General features: G+C 63.7%; 12 protein-coding genes and 1 pseudogene. 5 read left to right on the plus strand and 8 right to left on the minus strand.

Features of this window, described 5'->3' with window-relative positions; translation table 11 throughout:
* The first annotated feature begins 7 nt into the window (after window positions 1–7).
* Together ACYG9Z_RS13015 and ACYG9Z_RS13020 are read left to right on the plus strand one after the other, a co-directional pair.
* Window positions 8–691, plus strand: a complete 684-nt coding sequence (locus ACYG9Z_RS13015; protein WP_023670493.1) for a response regulator transcription factor — start codon at window positions 8–10, stop codon at window positions 689–691.
* Between the two features lie 177 nt (window positions 692–868).
* Window positions 869–1,324 (plus strand): cyclic nucleotide-binding domain-containing protein, encoded by a 456-nt coding sequence (locus ACYG9Z_RS13020; RefSeq protein WP_023670494.1) that lies wholly within the window; start codon window positions 869–871, stop codon window positions 1,322–1,324.
* Window positions 1,325–1,484: 160 nt separating this feature from the next.
* Here the strand turns inward: ACYG9Z_RS13020 and xth are convergent, their stop codons facing one another.
* From xth to tesB, 6 genes are all read right to left on the minus strand, one after another.
* Window positions 1,485–2,291 (minus strand): exodeoxyribonuclease III, encoded by an 807-nt coding sequence (xth, locus tag ACYG9Z_RS13025; RefSeq protein WP_023670495.1) that lies wholly within the window; start codon window positions 2,289–2,291, stop codon window positions 1,485–1,487.
* 198 nt (window positions 2,292–2,489) lie between these two features.
* Window positions 2,490–3,170 carry an outer-membrane lipoprotein carrier protein LolA gene (locus ACYG9Z_RS13030; protein ID WP_023670496.1) on the minus strand — a complete coding sequence of 227 codons (681 nt, stop codon included), beginning with the start codon at window positions 3,168–3,170 and terminating at the stop codon, window positions 2,490–2,492.
* Between the two features lie 138 nt (window positions 3,171–3,308).
* Window positions 3,309–5,978 carry a DNA translocase FtsK gene (locus ACYG9Z_RS13035; protein WP_023752694.1) on the minus strand — a complete coding sequence of 890 codons (2,670 nt, stop codon included), beginning with the start codon at window positions 5,976–5,978 and terminating at the stop codon, window positions 3,309–3,311.
* A gap of 344 nt (window positions 5,979–6,322) precedes the next feature.
* Window positions 6,323–7,753, minus strand: a complete 1,431-nt coding sequence (locus tag ACYG9Z_RS13040) for an ammonium transporter (protein ID WP_023670498.1) — start codon at window positions 7,751–7,753, stop codon at window positions 6,323–6,325.
* Window positions 7,754–7,784: 31 nt separating this feature from the next.
* Window positions 7,785–8,123, minus strand: a complete 339-nt coding sequence (locus ACYG9Z_RS13045) for a P-II family nitrogen regulator (RefSeq protein ID WP_023670499.1) — start codon at window positions 8,121–8,123, stop codon at window positions 7,785–7,787.
* A gap of 218 nt (window positions 8,124–8,341) precedes the next feature.
* The gene (gene tesB, locus ACYG9Z_RS13050) at window positions 8,342–9,217 is read right to left on the minus strand and encodes an acyl-CoA thioesterase II (protein ID WP_023752696.1); all 876 of its coding nucleotides are present in this window, start codon (window positions 9,215–9,217) and stop codon (window positions 8,342–8,344) included.
* 112 nt (window positions 9,218–9,329) lie between these two features.
* Here tesB and ACYG9Z_RS13055 point away from each other — a divergent pair, with 112 nt between their 5' ends.
* A complete protein-coding gene (locus tag ACYG9Z_RS13055) occupies window positions 9,330–10,586 on the plus strand; it encodes a ubiquinone biosynthesis hydroxylase (protein WP_023715866.1) in 1,257 nt (418 codons plus the stop codon).
* Between the two features lie 22 nt (window positions 10,587–10,608).
* Here the strand turns inward: ACYG9Z_RS13055 and plsY are convergent, their stop codons facing one another.
* Both plsY and ACYG9Z_RS13065 read right to left on the minus strand, forming a co-directional pair.
* Window positions 10,609–11,247 carry a glycerol-3-phosphate 1-O-acyltransferase PlsY gene (gene plsY, locus ACYG9Z_RS13060; RefSeq protein ID WP_031198474.1) on the minus strand — a complete coding sequence of 213 codons (639 nt, stop codon included), beginning with the start codon at window positions 11,245–11,247 and terminating at the stop codon, window positions 10,609–10,611.
* 17 nt (window positions 11,248–11,264) lie between these two features.
* A complete protein-coding gene (locus tag ACYG9Z_RS13065) occupies window positions 11,265–11,795 on the minus strand; it encodes a hypothetical protein (RefSeq protein ID WP_023670503.1) in 531 nt (176 codons plus the stop codon).
* Between the two features lie 197 nt (window positions 11,796–11,992).
* On the opposite strand from ACYG9Z_RS13065, the pseudogene ACYG9Z_RS13070 reads away from it, so the two are divergent.
* Together ACYG9Z_RS13070 and ACYG9Z_RS13075 are read left to right on the plus strand one after the other, a co-directional pair.
* A pseudogene (locus ACYG9Z_RS13070) lies at window positions 11,993–12,583 on the plus strand (FGGY-family carbohydrate kinase); the annotation flags it as partial.
* A complete protein-coding gene (locus ACYG9Z_RS13075) occupies window positions 12,580–14,187 on the plus strand; it encodes a GMC family oxidoreductase (RefSeq protein ID WP_023752697.1) in 1,608 nt (535 codons plus the stop codon). The pseudogene ACYG9Z_RS13070 and the gene ACYG9Z_RS13075, both read left to right, overlap by 4 nt.
* The last annotated feature ends 4 nt before the right edge of the window (window positions 14,188–14,191 follow it).

Consider the following 14,191-nt stretch of genomic DNA (forward strand, 5'->3'; position numbering starts at 1 on the left):
TTGATCCATGACATCACGTACCATTCTGATCGTTGACGACGATGACGACCTGCGCGGAACCCTCGTCGAGCAACTGGCCCTTTACGAAGAATTCGACGTCTTGCAGGAAGCGACCGCCGCCAAAGGCGTCGCCGCGGCGCGCGGCGGGCTCATCGACCTGCTCATCATGGATGTCGGGCTGCCCGACATGGATGGCCGCGAGGCGGTGAAGATCCTGCGCAAGGGCGGCTACAAGGCGCCGATCATCATGCTGACCGGCCACGATACCGATTCCGACACAATTCTGGGCCTCGAGGCCGGCGCCAACGACTATGTCACCAAGCCGTTCCGCTTCGCCGTGCTGCTCGCCCGCATACGCGCACAACTGCGCCAGCACGAGCAGAGCGAGGACGCCACCTTTTCGGTCGGGCCCTACACGTTCAAGCCCAGCCAGAAGCTTCTGATCGACCAGCGCGGCGGCAAGGTGCGGCTGACCGAGAAGGAAGCCTCGATCATCAAATATCTCTATCGAGCCGACCAGAAGGTGGTGACGCGCGACGTCCTGCTTGAGGAAGTGTGGGGCTACAATTCCGGCGTCACCACGCACACGCTGGAAACGCACGTCTACCGGCTGCGCCAGAAGATCGAGCGCGATCCTTCCAATGCTGAAATTCTTGTGACAGAAAGCGGCGGCTACAAGCTGGTTCCTTAAACTTTTCATTGTTCAATAGGCGGTCGGGGCGGGACTGTTTCGGGGAGGATCCGGCTGGGGGAGCCTGGATCGGCCCGCTGCGCAGATTGAAGTGTTAGAGCGTCCTTTGCGCGTCCAATTGGACGCGCGGCGCTCTAAGGGAGGGATTGGACTGACCGTTCGGGGACGCAGCTAGAGATGGCGCTGGATGACGACATCCGCATCCTGTCCGCCGTGAAGCTCTTTGAGGGTTTCACGCAGGAACAGCTGCGCCTGCTCGCCTTCGGCGCCGAAGCCACCCATCTGCAGGCCGACCGCAAGCTGTACCGCGAGGATGACGAAGCCGACTCAGCCTATATCGTGGTCAGTGGCCGCATCGTGCTCTACCGCGAGCATGACGGCGACCGCATCCCGATCGGCACCGCCGGCCCCGGCACGATCCTCAGCGAACTGGCGCTGATCGCCGACTCAAGACGGCTGACCAGCGCCTCGGCCGAGACCGATTCGGAAGTGATAAGGTTGAGCCGCAAGATGTTTCGCCGCATCCTGGAGGAATATCCCGAAGTGGCGGTGAAACTGCACCAGCGAATCCTCGATGATTTTCAGGCCATGATCGCCCGCATCGAGAAGTTGGCCCCAAGGTTTGGCGGGTAGGTCCCCGCGACCGCGCTCACGCTTGGGTGTGTCGAGATTCAGGTCAGGCCGAGTCGAAAATGGCTGATACCGAGAACCGGAGCGGAGCGTACTCAAAGTACGCACCGGAAGCGCAGGTATCGGCCATTTGCAGGCCGGCCTCACCTGAATATCGGCACGCCTAATCCAGGTCGAACCGCGCAATCACCGGCACATGGTCCGAGGGCCGCTCCCAGCCACGCGCCTCTCGCAGGATCTCATAGCCGGCAAAGCTCGGCACCAGGTTCGGTGACGACCAGACATGGTCGAGCCGGCGGCCGCGGTTCGAGGCTTCCCAGTCCCGCGCGCGATAGCTCCACCAGGTGTAGAGCTTCTGCTCTGGCGGCACGTCGAGCCGCATCAGGTCGACCCAGTCACCGGCGATCCGCATCGCGTCGAAATTTTGCGTCTCGACCGGCGTGTGGCTGACGACGTTGAGCAATTGCTTGTGCGACCAGACATCGTGCTCCTGCGGAGCGATGTTGAGGTCGCCGACCAGGATCGAGGCCGACACCTCGTCATGCGCGGCGCGGATGGCGTTCATCTCGGCAACGAAATCAAGCTTGTGGCGGAACTTGCGGTTGATCTCCGGATCGGGCTCGTCGCCGCCGGCCGGCACGTAGAAATTGTGGACCAGGATCGCCTTGCCGCCGGCCTGCACCTTGACCGACAGATGCCGGCTGTCATCGATCTCGCAGAAGCGCCGTTTCTCGACAATCTCGATCGGCCGCCGCGCCACCGTCGCAACGCCGTGATAGCCCTTCTGGCCATGGAATGCGATGTGCTCGTAGCCGGCCTTGCGGAACGCCTTTTCCGGAAACAGCTCGTCGGGAACCTTCGTCTCCTGCAGGCAAAGCACATCGGGCGCCTGCTCCGTCAGCAGCCGCTCGACGATCGGCATGCGCAGGCGCACGGAGTTGATGTTCCAGGTGGCGATGGAGAAGGGCATGCGGCGGTCCGAACAAGGTCGCCGATCTACTGCCAGCCGAGCGCCACAAACACAAGCCAGCCTTTGCGGGCGGCGGCCCTGATTCAGGTCAGGCCGAGTCGAAAATGGTGGTCTCCGAGAACCGGAGCGGAGCGTACTTAAATCACGTGAGCACCGGAAGCGCAGGAGATCGCCATTGGCAGGCCGGCCTCACCGCATCTAGCGCTGGTTGGTGTTCAGCTCGCGGTTCGCCGCATAGTCGATGGCAAAGGTGTCCGCAGGGAAGCTGACGCCTTCCTTGGTGTTGTAGATCATCACCGTGGTGTCCTTGCCCTGCGCGTCGGTGATGGTCCACTGGCGCAGATCATAGGATTTCGGATCGAACATCATGGTGATCTTCGAATTGCCGAACACCGACTTGTCGGCAAGCTGGATGGTGGTGAGGTCGCTCTCTTCCTTGATCGATTTCACGCGGCCCCCCGAGAGGTCGATCTTGGTGTCGAGCAACAGCTTCAGCGGCGTCTTCGACAACGGATAGAGATCGGACGTTTTCAGCCGCTTGTTGAGGATGACCACCGACTTGCCGTCGGAAATCACCCGGAAATTCGACTTGCCGTCATAGTTGAAGCGAATCTTGCCTGGCCGCTCAAGGAAGAACTTGCCGCCGGTCTGCTGGTTGTTGGGGCCGAACTGGACGAACTCGCCGCTCATCGATTTGACCGAGGAGAAATGGTCGGCGATCTTTTGCGCCGTCGGCGGCACTGCCGCCTGCGCCGAGGCCAAGAGCTGGAACCCCGGCACGACGTTGATGGCCGCGGCGCCGGCAAGCATCAGGCCAAGGCCGAGCAACTGGCGACGGTTTGGAGCGAAATCGCTGATCGCGGAAAGATCGTTTTTCATGCCGGTCACTCTCGTGTGGTGTGTGTCTCGTTGCAGTCCGTGGACCCCCAGTTAGACTTAAGTTTGGCGGACCGGACAGCGCTCAGTCGCTGTAACGCGCCAAAAGGTTCAAGGTTGCCGCCGGGCCGTATCGGCTGATCAGAACTTGTCGTCCTCGGTCGGCACCAGGATTTCGCGTTTGCCGGCATGGTTGGCCGGGCCGACAATGCCTTCCTTCTCCATCTTCTCGATGATCGAGGCGGCGCGGTTGTAGCCGATGCCGAGCCGGCGCTGGATATAGCTGGTCGACGCCTTGCCGTCGCGCAGCACGACCGAGACCGCCTGGTCGTAGGGATCGTCGGAATCCTCGAAATTGCTGTTGCCGCCACCGCCAGCGCCGCCCTTGCCCGACGGCTCGTCATCGTCCTCGCCGTCATCCTCGGTGATGGCGTCGAGATATTCGGGCACGCCCTGCAGCTTCAGATAGGCGACGATCTTCTCGACCTCGTCGTCGGCGACGAACGGGCCGTGCACGCGCTGGATGCGGCCGCCGCCGGCCATGTACAGCATGTCGCCCATGCCGAGCAGCTGCTCGGCGCCCTGCTCGCCCAGAATGGTGCGGCTGTCGATCTTCGACGTCACCTGAAAGGAGATACGGGTCGGGAAATTGGCCTTGATGGTGCCGGTGATGACGTCGACCGACGGACGCTGCGTCGCCATGATGACATGGATGCCGGCCGCGCGCGCCATCTGTGCCAGGCGCTGCACCGCGCCTTCGATGTCCTTGCCGGCGACCATCATCAAATCGGCCATCTCGTCGATGATGACGACGATGTAGGGCATCGGCTCGAGATCGAGGTTCTCGGTCTCGTAGATCGCCTCGCCGGTCTGGCGGTCGAAGCCGGTCTGCACGGTGCGCGAGATTTTTTCGCCCTTCTTTTCAGCCAACTGCACGCGCGCGTTGAAGCCGTCGATGTTGCGCACGCCGACCTTGGACATCTTGCGGTACCGGTCCTCCATCTCGCGCACCGTCCATTTCAACGCCACCACGGCCTTCTTCGGGTCGGTGACCACCGGCGTCAGAAGGTGCGGGATGCCGTCATAGACGGAAAGTTCGAGCATCTTCGGGTCGATCATGATCAGCCGGCAGTCCTGCGGCGTCAGCTTGTAGAGCAGCGACAGGATCATGGTGTTGATGGCGACGGACTTGCCGGAGCCGGTGGTGCCTGCGACCAGCACATGCGGCATCTTGGCGATGTCGACGATCACCGCCTCGCCATTGATGGTCTTGCCCAGCGCCAGCGCCAGCTTGGACTTGGTCGTCTCGAAATCGCGGCTGGCCAGGATCTCCCGGAGATAGACGGTCTCGCGCTTGGCATTCGGCAATTCGATGCCGATGGCGTTGCGGCCGGGCACCACGGCGACGCGGCAGGCAATGGCGCTCATCGAGCGGGCGATGTCGTCGGACAGGCCGATGACGCGCGACGATTTGATGCCGGGCGCCGGCTCCAACTCATAGAGCGTGACCACCGGGCCGGGCCGTACCGCGATAATCTCGCCCTTGACGCCGAAATCCTCCAGAACGCCTTCGAGCAGGCGCGCATTCTGCTCCAGCGCGTCCTTGGACAGGCTGGCGTCGCGCACCACGTTCTTCGGCTCCGACAGGAAATGCAGCGACGGCATTTCGAATGTTTCCGAGCCGATCAGCGAGGTCTGCGCCTCGCGCTGAACGCGCGCGCCGGGAGCGGGACGCGGCGCAGGTGCGGCGACGCGGGTCGCCGCATCTGACCGGAAGTTTTGCACCTTGGCGTTCGGCGCGGCACGGCGCGGGACCGGCTCGTCGTCGAGTTCGACCTCCTCGTCGCCATTGTCGAAACCGGCATCGAGGACGTCGTCATCGTCCGGATCGACGGAAACGCTGCGGTCATTGACCATGGCGGCGAAGAATTCCGGCTCGACGCGGGCGCGGCCATCCGGGCTCATCCGCGCTTCGGCGAATTCCGCTGATTCGACCCGTTCGGCGGCGCGGCGCCATGCGGTGGAGCGCTGCTCTATCTCCGGCTCGAACTCGTCGCGCTCCTGCTGGCGGCGCACAGCCCGGCGATGCATCCAGGCGCGGAAAGACAGCCACCAATGGGTAATGGCGCCGAGCGCCAGTATCCCTTCGTCGCCCTCGTCGTCGTCTTCGTCGAAGAGCAGGTCGTCCTCTCGGGGATCGGGCTCCGCGGTGCGCTCCATGACGGCAAAGCCGTTCTTGCGCGCAATCAGCGCCGAGCCATAGGCAAACAGCCACAGCGCCGGCGCAATGAGCACCATGGCAATGACGCTGGCAACGATGCCGGTCGGGTAGCCGCCAATGACCAGGCCCGGAATATTGAGCACCATGTCGCCGAACACGCCGCCGAGGCCGGTCGGCAACGGCCAGGTCTTGGGCGGCACCACGCAGCCGGCCATCGCCGCCGCGAGCAGCGCGAAGCCGAACCAGGCAAGGCCGCGCTTCGGCAGCCTGTCGACGCCGCGCGCCGAAAACAGGAGAAAGCCCCAGATCACCGCCGGCACCAGGGCGGCGACCGCGGCAAGGCCGAAGAACTGCATGGCGAGGTCGGAGAATACCGCGCCCGCATAGCCCATGGCGTTGGTGACGATGTTGTCGGTGGCGTGCGAGAAGCTGGGATCGGCGACGTTCCAGGTCGCCAGCGCCGCGACGCCAAAGGCGACCAGCGCAAACAGGCCGGCGCCGACCAGCCGCCCGACCTGGCGCCGCGCGAATGCCTGGATGCCGTGCCCCGTATCGGTCAGCGCGAGCGGTGCTGAAGCCCCTGAACGCATGCTTCGTTCCCCGTCTGTCATGGACTGGCCGGGCGCATGACGCACTCCGGCAGATTCGGATGTCAGACTATCGGGGGGAAGGTTAAGGCCGCATTAACTATACGCACCCAGAGCCACGATCTTGCTCACTCCACTGTAGGCAGTCTCAACAGTTCGGAACCAATCCGGTCGACGTCTCCCCGCCAGCGGCCATCATAGAACGTGATTGCGCAGGGACCGAGGCCTGCCAGCACGGTTGCCAAAAAGAGAGGCCCGGAATGACCCGGGCCTCAAAGCGTGAACTCCTTTCGGGAGCGTCACGACGGGATGGGAGAATGCGGGCGGCCGAGGCCGCCCCGCAAGGCTTACGAGTGGTAGGCCGCTTCGCCATGCGAAGTCAGGTCGAGGCCTTCGCGCTCGGCGTCGGCTGTCGGACGCAGACCGATGATCAAGTCGACGACCTTGTAGAGGATTGCGCTGCCGATGCCCGACCACAGCAGGGTTACCAGGACGCCTTTGCCCTGCGCCAGGAGCTGCGTGGCCGTGCCGGCATAGCCGGCGGCGAAGTCGGCCGTCGAATAGTCGACGATGCCGGCGCCGCCGAGGGCGGGATTGACCAGAATGCCAGTGCCTAGCGCACCGATGATGCCACCGACGCAGTGGACGCCGAAGACATCGAGGCTGTCATCATAGTCGAACGTGTTCTTCACCACCGAGACGAAGAAGTAGCAGACGAAGGTGGCGACGATGCCAAGCACGATAGCGCCCATCGGGCCGGCAAAACCTGCAGCCGGCGTAATCGCGACGAGGCCGGTGACCGCGCCCGAAACAGCGCCGAGCATGGAGGCTTTGCCGCGCAGCAGCGATTCAAGCACGATCCAGGCCACTGCCGCCGCCGCCGTGGCGACGAAGGTGTTGATCATCGCCAGCACCGCATAGGCGTTTGCTTCGAGGTTCGAACCGGCGTTGAAGCCGAACCAGCCGACCCACAGCAATGAAGCGCCGACCATGGTCAGCGTCATCGAGTGCGGCGCCATGATGTCCTTCTTGTAGCCGATGCGCTTGCCGATCATCAGCGCGCCGACGAGACCGGCAATGCCCGCATTGATGTGAACGACCGTGCCGCCGGCGAAGTCGATGGCGCCGAAGCTGAAGATCAGGCCGGACGGGTCGGCATAGGCGCTCGGGCCGCCCCAGAACCAGACCATGTGCGCGATCGGGAAGTAGATTAACGTCACCCATAGGATAACGAAAAGGATCAAGGCGGAGAATTTGACGCGTTCGGCGAATGCGCCGACGATCAGGGCGGGCGTGATGCAGGCGAAGGTCATCTGGAAGACGACGAACACCAGTTCAGGAATGGCGACGCCCTTGCTGAAGGTTTCCGAAAGCGTCGATACGTTGACGCCGGAGAGAAACATCTTCGAAAGGCCGCCGACGAAGGCGTTGCCCGGGGTGAAGGCGAGGCTGTAGCCGTAGAAGACCCAGATGATCATGACCACGCTGGTGATGGTGAAGACCTGCATCAGCACCGACAGCATGTTCTTGGTACGAACCAGGCCGCCGTAGAAAAGCGCAAGGCCGGGAATGGTCATCAACAGCACCAGCACGGTGGAAATCATCATCCACGTGGTGTCGCCCTTGTCGACGGTAAAAGCCGGCGCTGCTGGCGCTGCCGCCGCGACGGCGGGAGCCGCCTCCTGCGCGAAGGCAGCAACCGTGCCCAATGCTCCGAGCGCTAAGGAGCCCAGCAGCGCGGAACGCGCCACTGACTTCAAGGTGGAAGGTATATTCATTGAACTCTCCATTGGAATACGTGTTCGCCGCTCAAAGTGCGTCGGTGTCTGTTTCGCCGGTACGGATGCGCACCGCCTGATCGATGCCGAAGACGAAGATCTTGCCGTCGCCGATCTGGCCGGTCTTGGCCGCCGCCGTGATGGCTTCGACGGCCTTGTCGACCAGGTCTGTGCTGACCGCGACTTCGATCTTGATTTTCGGCAGGAAACTGACCGCGTATTCCGCCCCGCGATAGATTTCCGTGTGTCCCTTCTGACGCCCGTAGCCTTTGACTTCGGTGACGGTCAGGCCCTGGATGCCGACGGCGGTGAGCGCTTCGCGCACCTCGTCGAGCTTGAACGGCTTGATGATTGCCATCACGATTTTCATAAGGTTTCACCCTTTGCTGTTGCGGTCCCCCGCGTTTGCACACCTTCACCGATCCCAAAAAGCCCGGAGAGTGCCCAACAGGATTCAAGCTCCGTGCCAGTTGCCGAAGCAGGGTGTTAACTCATTGTAAACAAACGGATCGCTCGAGTCCCGGCGCCACGGTGCGCACGGTCAACGGACAGTCACTGATTAAAAAGTAGGCAATTTTTCGAAAATGCCTATTCCGCAGGCGGCCGCTTCAGCCGGATCAGGCCTTCCTGGGCAACCGAGGCGATCAGCGTGCCGTCGCGGGCAAACAGCGAGCCGCGGGTGAAGCCGCGCGACCCCTGCGTCGACGGGCTGTCCTGCGTGTACAGGATCCAGTCATCGAGCGGATGGCGGCGATGGAACCACATCGCATGGTCGAGGCTCGCCGCCTGGATGTCGCGGTCGAAAATGGCGCGGCCGTGTGCAAAGGTCGAGGTGTCGAGCAGCGTCATGTCGGAGAGGTAGGCAAGCACCGCCGCCTGGATGCCGCGGTCGGCCGGCACCGGGCCGGTGGTGCGGATCCAGATGTTCTGCTGCGGCTCCAGCTTTTCGCGGCTGGTGTAATGCTTCAGCATCACCGGCTTCATCTCGATCGGCCGGTCACGCTCCCAGTAGCGCTTGATGCCGTCCGGCACCGCCTCGCCGAACTTGCCCAGCAATTCGCGCTGCGACAACAGGCTGTCGGGCGGCGGCACGTCGCGCGGCATCGGCAGCTGATGCTCAAGGCCAACCTCGTCCTGCTGGAACGAGGCTTCCAGCGAAAAGATCGCCTGGCCGTGCTGGATCGCCACCACGCGCCGCGTGGCGAAGGAGCCGCCATCGCGGATGCGGTCGACCTCGTAGACGATCGGCACCTTGGTGTCGCCGGGCCGCATGAAATAGCCGTGCAGCGAATGCACGTGGCGCTCGGGCTCGACGGTGCGCTGCGCGGCGACCAGCGCCTGGGCGATGGTCTGGCCGCCGAAAACGCGCTGCCAGTCGAGCTTGGGGCTGCGACCACGGTACAGATTGTGTTCCAGCTGCTCGAGGTCGAGAATGCTGAGAAGCTCGTCCATGGCCGCCGTCATGCTTCGTGACCTCGCCGTAAGATGCTATGGCGGTTTCCGACAGGAATGGCGGGCAGTCAAGGCCGGAATGCCCCAGTGGGCGGGGATGGTCGAGACTTCGAAAGGAATTGACATGGCGAACCGCAACCCGGACGCAAAAACCCCGCTCGACGTGCTGGTCGCTGGCGCCGGCTATGTCGGCCTCGCCGCCGCCGTGTCGCTGAAACAGGCGCGGCCGGGCCTCGCCGTGGCGGTCGTTGATGCTGCCCCCGCCGGCGTCTGGCAAAAGGACCGCCGCGCCTCGGCGATCGCCGCCGCCGCCTGCCGCATGCTCGACCAGCTCGGCGTCTGGCAGGAAATCGTCGGGCAATCGCAGGCGATCACCGAGATGATCGTCACCGATTCGCGCACCGCCGATCCGGTGCGTCCGGTGTTTCTCACCTTCGATGGCGAGGTCGCGCCGGGCGAACCGTTCGCCCACATGGTCGCCAACAAGGACCTGAACAGCGCCTTGCGCCGCCGCGCGCAAAAGCTCGGCATCGACATCATCGAAGGTGTCGCGGTCGCATCGTTCGACGGCAATGGCGCCGGCATCACCGTGCATCTGGCCGACGGCGCGGCGATTGAGGCGCGGCTGCTGGTCGCCGCCGACGGCGTCAATTCCAAATTGCGCGACATGGCCGGCATCAAGACGGTGAAATGGGAATATGGCCAGTCCGGCATCGTCTGCACGGTGGCGCATGAGCGCCCGCACAATGGCCGCGCCGAAGAGCATTTTCTGCCGGCCGGCCCGTTTGCAACGCTGCCGCTCAAGCCGACCGAGGACGGCACCAACCGTTCGTCGCTGGTCTGGGTCGAACGTTCCGAGAATGCCGAAAAGCTGGTCTCGGGCGACGACCTCGTCTTCGAGCAGGAGCTTGAATTGCGCTTCGGCCTGAAGCTCGGCGAAATCCGCGTCACCGACAAGCCGCGCGCCTGGCCGCTCGGCCTGACCATCGCGCGCGCCTTTGTCGCCCCGCGCGTAGCACTTGCCGGCGACGCCGCGCACGGCATCCACCCGATCGCCGGCCAGGGCCTCAATCTCGGCTTCAAGGATGTGGCGGCCCTTGCTGAAGTGGTGGTCGAGGCCGATCGCTTGGGACAGGATATCGGCGCGCTCGACGTGCTCGAGCGCTACCAGCAATGGCGCCGCTTCGACACGGTGCAGATGGGCGTCACCACAGATGTGCTGAACCGGCTGTTTTCCAACGACATCGGCCCGCTGCGCCAGCTCCGCGACATCGGCCTCGGCCTTGTCGAACGGATGCCCAGGCTGAAGGAGTTCTTCATCCGCCAGGCGTCGGGGTTGTCCAACGGCACACCACGGCTGCTCAAGGGTGAGGCGATTTAGGCCGGGAATGAGTGCCGCTTTGTCATAGACGCGGCTCGGCTCCTGACATCAGCCGCGCAATGTTGGCGCGGTGGCGCACGATCACGTAGATGCCGCCGGCGATGACCAGCAACCGGTAGGGCAATGGTTGTTCCATGCCGCCGACGAGGGCGATCGCGGTGAGCGCCGCCAGCATCGAACTCAGGGACACAATTCGGGAAACTGCCAACACCACGGCAAATGCCGTCGCCGCGCCTAGACCCACAGGCCAGGACATCGCCAACAAAACACCCAACCCCGTCGCAGCCGATTTGCCGCCGGTGAAATTCAGCCAGATCGAACGGCTATGCCCAAGCAAAACAGCGAGTCCGGCCAGGCATACAACCCAAGGAGCCCAAACGGGCATATCAGATATTGCCGACGGCGGCGTTGCGGAAGACCAGAAACAAAACCAACGGGCAAAGATGACCGCTGCCGCCCCTTTCAGCACGTCCACCAGAAGCACCACCAATGCTGGCCATTTCCCGAGTGTGCGCAATACATTTGTCGCACCGGTGGACTTGGAGCCGTGCTCCCGGATATCGATGCCCTTAAGCAGTTTCCCCGCCAGATAGCCGGCAGGCGTAGAGCCGATAAGGTAAGCGGCAGCCGATCCTACCACGCTCCCTATCCAGAATGACATGCGGCCCGGGCTGTTTCTCAGTTGACCTCAAACCCCAGCTTCTGCCGCAGTCGCAGCATGCGTTGGTCGGCGACCTTGAAACTCTGCTCGCCGCTCTTGGCAACACGATCCAGCATCTGCAGCAGGTCTTCGCGCTCGTGGGGATCGAGGCGCTCGCGCAGGAAGGGCGCCAGCTTGTCGATGACGATCGTCGTGTCGTCGATCTGCGCCGCGGCCCATTTGGCGTAGACGACGGCTTCATCGGTCTTCTTCTGGTTGTCCGCAATCTGCGAGATCACCTCGCGGATGACCGTTTCGCGCTTCGGCAGGATCGGGCCGTGCTCCGCTGCCAGTGCGGTGATCAGCGTTGCCGCCGCCACCACCGGATCGTCGATCGCCGTCAGCGGCGACAGCGCCGCCTGCTTGCGCAGCTTCTTGCGCCTTATGTTGCCCTGGACGCGGCCGACGACGTCGGCGACCTCGCGCGCGGCTTCGTTCATGGCCTTCATGCGATACCACCAGAACGCCCCGGCTCCCAGCACGCCGAGAATAGCAATCAGGAAAGGCATGTCGAATTCCCCCGAAAATTGCGGCGACGATAGGAGAACTCCGGCGTTGCTTCAACACGCAAGAATTGTATCTGATGAGAAAACAGAGCTGGCCCCCTAATCATCCAGACGCCGAGATCGGACGTCCTGGGTTCAGGTCGCTCGTCACGGGCACTAATGATGCAACCGCTTAGCGATAACGCTGACTTCGCATCGAGCGCGGTGCCCATCATGACGATCCGTTCGGCCACTGCAACGCGGCTGTCGGCGCGGTGACGCCAACCTGGGACGATCCGATGTTCCACCCGTTTCTCTACGGGTCGGGACAAGGGGCGGAGTTCCGCGCCGGCTTCTACGGCCTCGCCGGCTGGCATAGGGAAGGCCATATGCTGCGCGCGCTGTTCGAGGGCGTGATGTTCGAGCACCGGCGCCACATCAATGTTCTGAAGGACGCCGGTGTCAGCTTCGACAAAGCGGTCCTGTCCGGCGGCGGTTCGCGCAGCGAGCACTGGCCGCAGATCTTCGCCGACGGGCTTGGCGTGCCGATCACCGTCCCTGAAGCACGCGAGACCGGCGCACTTGGTGCGGCGATCGGCGCCGGGGTCGCGGCCGGCCTGTTCGCCGACTATGAGGCCGGCGTCGACGCCATGACCCGGTCAAGCGCCGCCTACCGTCCGAACCCGGCCATGCAGGACCATTACAACAGGCGTTATCGCGCCTATTGCGGCCTTGCCGATACGCTGCGATCGTTCTGGGCCGAACAGGCGGCAGAACCGAGTAGAACACCGCCGAGTAAACCACCGCAATGACCCAACGGCTCGATGGCGACTACGACTACATCATCGTCGGCGCAGGCACGGCGGGCTGCGTGCTGGCCAATCGGCTGAGCGAAAACCCGGCGACGCGCGTGCTGCTGCTTGAGGCCGGCGGCAGCGACAATTATCACTGGGTGCATATCCCGGTCGGCTATCTCTATTGCATCGGCAATCCGCGCACCGACTGGATGATGAAGACTGCCCCCGAATCCGGCCTGAACGGCCGCTCGCTGGTCTATCCCCGCGGCAAGGTGCTGGGCGGCTGCACCTCGGTCAACGGCATGATCTACATGCGCGGCCAGGCGGCGGACTACGATGGCTGGCGGCAGATGGGCAATGTCGGCTGGGGCTGGGACGATGTGCTGCCCTACTTCCTCAAATCCGAGGACCATCATGGCGGCAAGACCAAGCTGCATGGCTCCGGCGGCGAATGGAAAGTGGCGCGGCAACGCCTGTCCTGGCCGATCCTGAACACCGTGCAGGAGGCGGCCAAGGAATTCGGCATCATGCCGTGCGAGGATTTTAACGACGGCGACAATGAGGGGTCCGGCTTCTTCGAAGTCAACCAGAGCAAGGGCGTGCGCTGGAACACAGCCAAGGCATTCTTGCGCCCGGCGCTGCGGCGGCCGAACCTCAGGCTGGTCGTCAACGCGCATGTCGAGACGGTGTTGTTCGAGGGCAAGCGTGCTATCGGCGTTTGTTATCGCGTCGGCGGCCAAACCATCGAGGCAAAGGCCAGGAGCGAGGTGCTGCTGACCGCCGGCTCGATCAACACGCCGAAACTGCTGGAGCTTTCCGGGGTCGGCGAGCCGGATCGCCTCGCCGCGCTCGGCATCGATGTGGTTCACGCCAGCCCCGATGTCGGCGAGAACCTTCAGGACCATCTGCAGATCCGCACTGTCTACAAAGTGTCGTCGGCGCTGACGCTCAACACGCTAGCCAACAGCCTGAGCGGCAAGGCGAAGATCGCGCTGCAATATGCCTTTGGCCGCTCGGGACCGATGTCGATGGCGCCGAGCCAGTTCGGCATGTTCTCGAAATCCGATCCGTCGATGGCGACGCCGGACCTGGAGTACCACGTCCAGCCCTTGTCTACCGACCGGCTGGGCGACCCGCTGCACCCGTTCCCGGCAATCACCATGTCGGTCTGCAATCTGCGGCCCGAGAGCGTCGGCTCGGTGCACGCTACGACGCGCGAGCTGGCCGTGCAGCCGGAGATCCGGCTGAACTACCTCTCTACGGCGCGCGACCGCGAGATCGCGCTGCGTTCGGTGCGCCAGGCGCGCAGCATCATGACCGCCAAGGCTCTTGCCGGCTTCCATCCGGAAGAAATCCTGCCTGGTCTCGCCCACCAGTCGGACGAGGACCTGCTGCACCAGATCGGCTCGATCGCCACGACCATCTTCCACCCGGTCGGCACCTGCCGGATGGGCATCGATGACCGCGCCGTCGTCAGCCCGGACCTGCGCGTGACCGGTATCGAGGGGCTGCGGATCATCGACGCGTCGATCATGCCGCGCATCGTCTCCGGCAACACCGCCTCGCCAGTGGTGATGATCGCCGAGAAGGCGGCGGATATGATCCGCCGGCCTGCATGACGCC

Source organism: Mesorhizobium sp. RSR380A (assembly GCF_054719385.1).

Excerpts from the sequence above, each read along its gene's own strand:
- ACYG9Z_RS13040 (WP_023670498.1), bottom strand. The coding sequence starts at position 7,753 with ATGAATATACCTTCCACCTTGAAGTCAGTGGCGCGTTCCGCGCTGCTG.
- ACYG9Z_RS13020 (WP_023670494.1), top strand. The coding sequence starts at position 869 with ATGGCGCTGGATGACGACATCCGCATCCTGTCCGCCGTGAAGCTCTTT.
- ACYG9Z_RS13055 (WP_023715866.1), top strand. The coding sequence starts at position 9,330 with ATGGCGAACCGCAACCCGGACGCAAAAACCCCGCTCGACGTGCTGGTC.
- ACYG9Z_RS13035 (WP_023752694.1), bottom strand. The coding sequence starts at position 5,978 with ATGCGTTCAGGGGCTTCAGCACCGCTCGCGCTGACCGATACGGGGCAC.
- xth (WP_023670495.1), bottom strand. The coding sequence starts at position 2,291 with ATGCCCTTCTCCATCGCCACCTGGAACATCAACTCCGTGCGCCTGCGC.
- ACYG9Z_RS13030 (WP_023670496.1), bottom strand. The coding sequence starts at position 3,170 with ATGAAAAACGATCTTTCCGCGATCAGCGATTTCGCTCCAAACCGTCGC.
- ACYG9Z_RS13065 (WP_023670503.1), bottom strand. The coding sequence starts at position 11,795 with ATGCCTTTCCTGATTGCTATTCTCGGCGTGCTGGGAGCCGGGGCGTTC.
- tesB (WP_023752696.1), bottom strand. The coding sequence starts at position 9,217 with ATGACGGCGGCCATGGACGAGCTTCTCAGCATTCTCGACCTCGAGCAG.
- ACYG9Z_RS13075 (WP_023752697.1), top strand. The coding sequence starts at position 12,580 with ATGACCCAACGGCTCGATGGCGACTACGACTACATCATCGTCGGCGCA.
- ACYG9Z_RS13015 (WP_023670493.1), top strand. The coding sequence starts at position 8 with ATGACATCACGTACCATTCTGATCGTTGACGACGATGACGACCTGCGC.
- ACYG9Z_RS13045 (WP_023670499.1), bottom strand. The coding sequence starts at position 8,123 with ATGAAAATCGTGATGGCAATCATCAAGCCGTTCAAGCTCGACGAGGTG.
- plsY (WP_031198474.1), bottom strand. The coding sequence starts at position 11,247 with ATGTCATTCTGGATAGGGAGCGTGGTAGGATCGGCTGCCGCTTACCTT.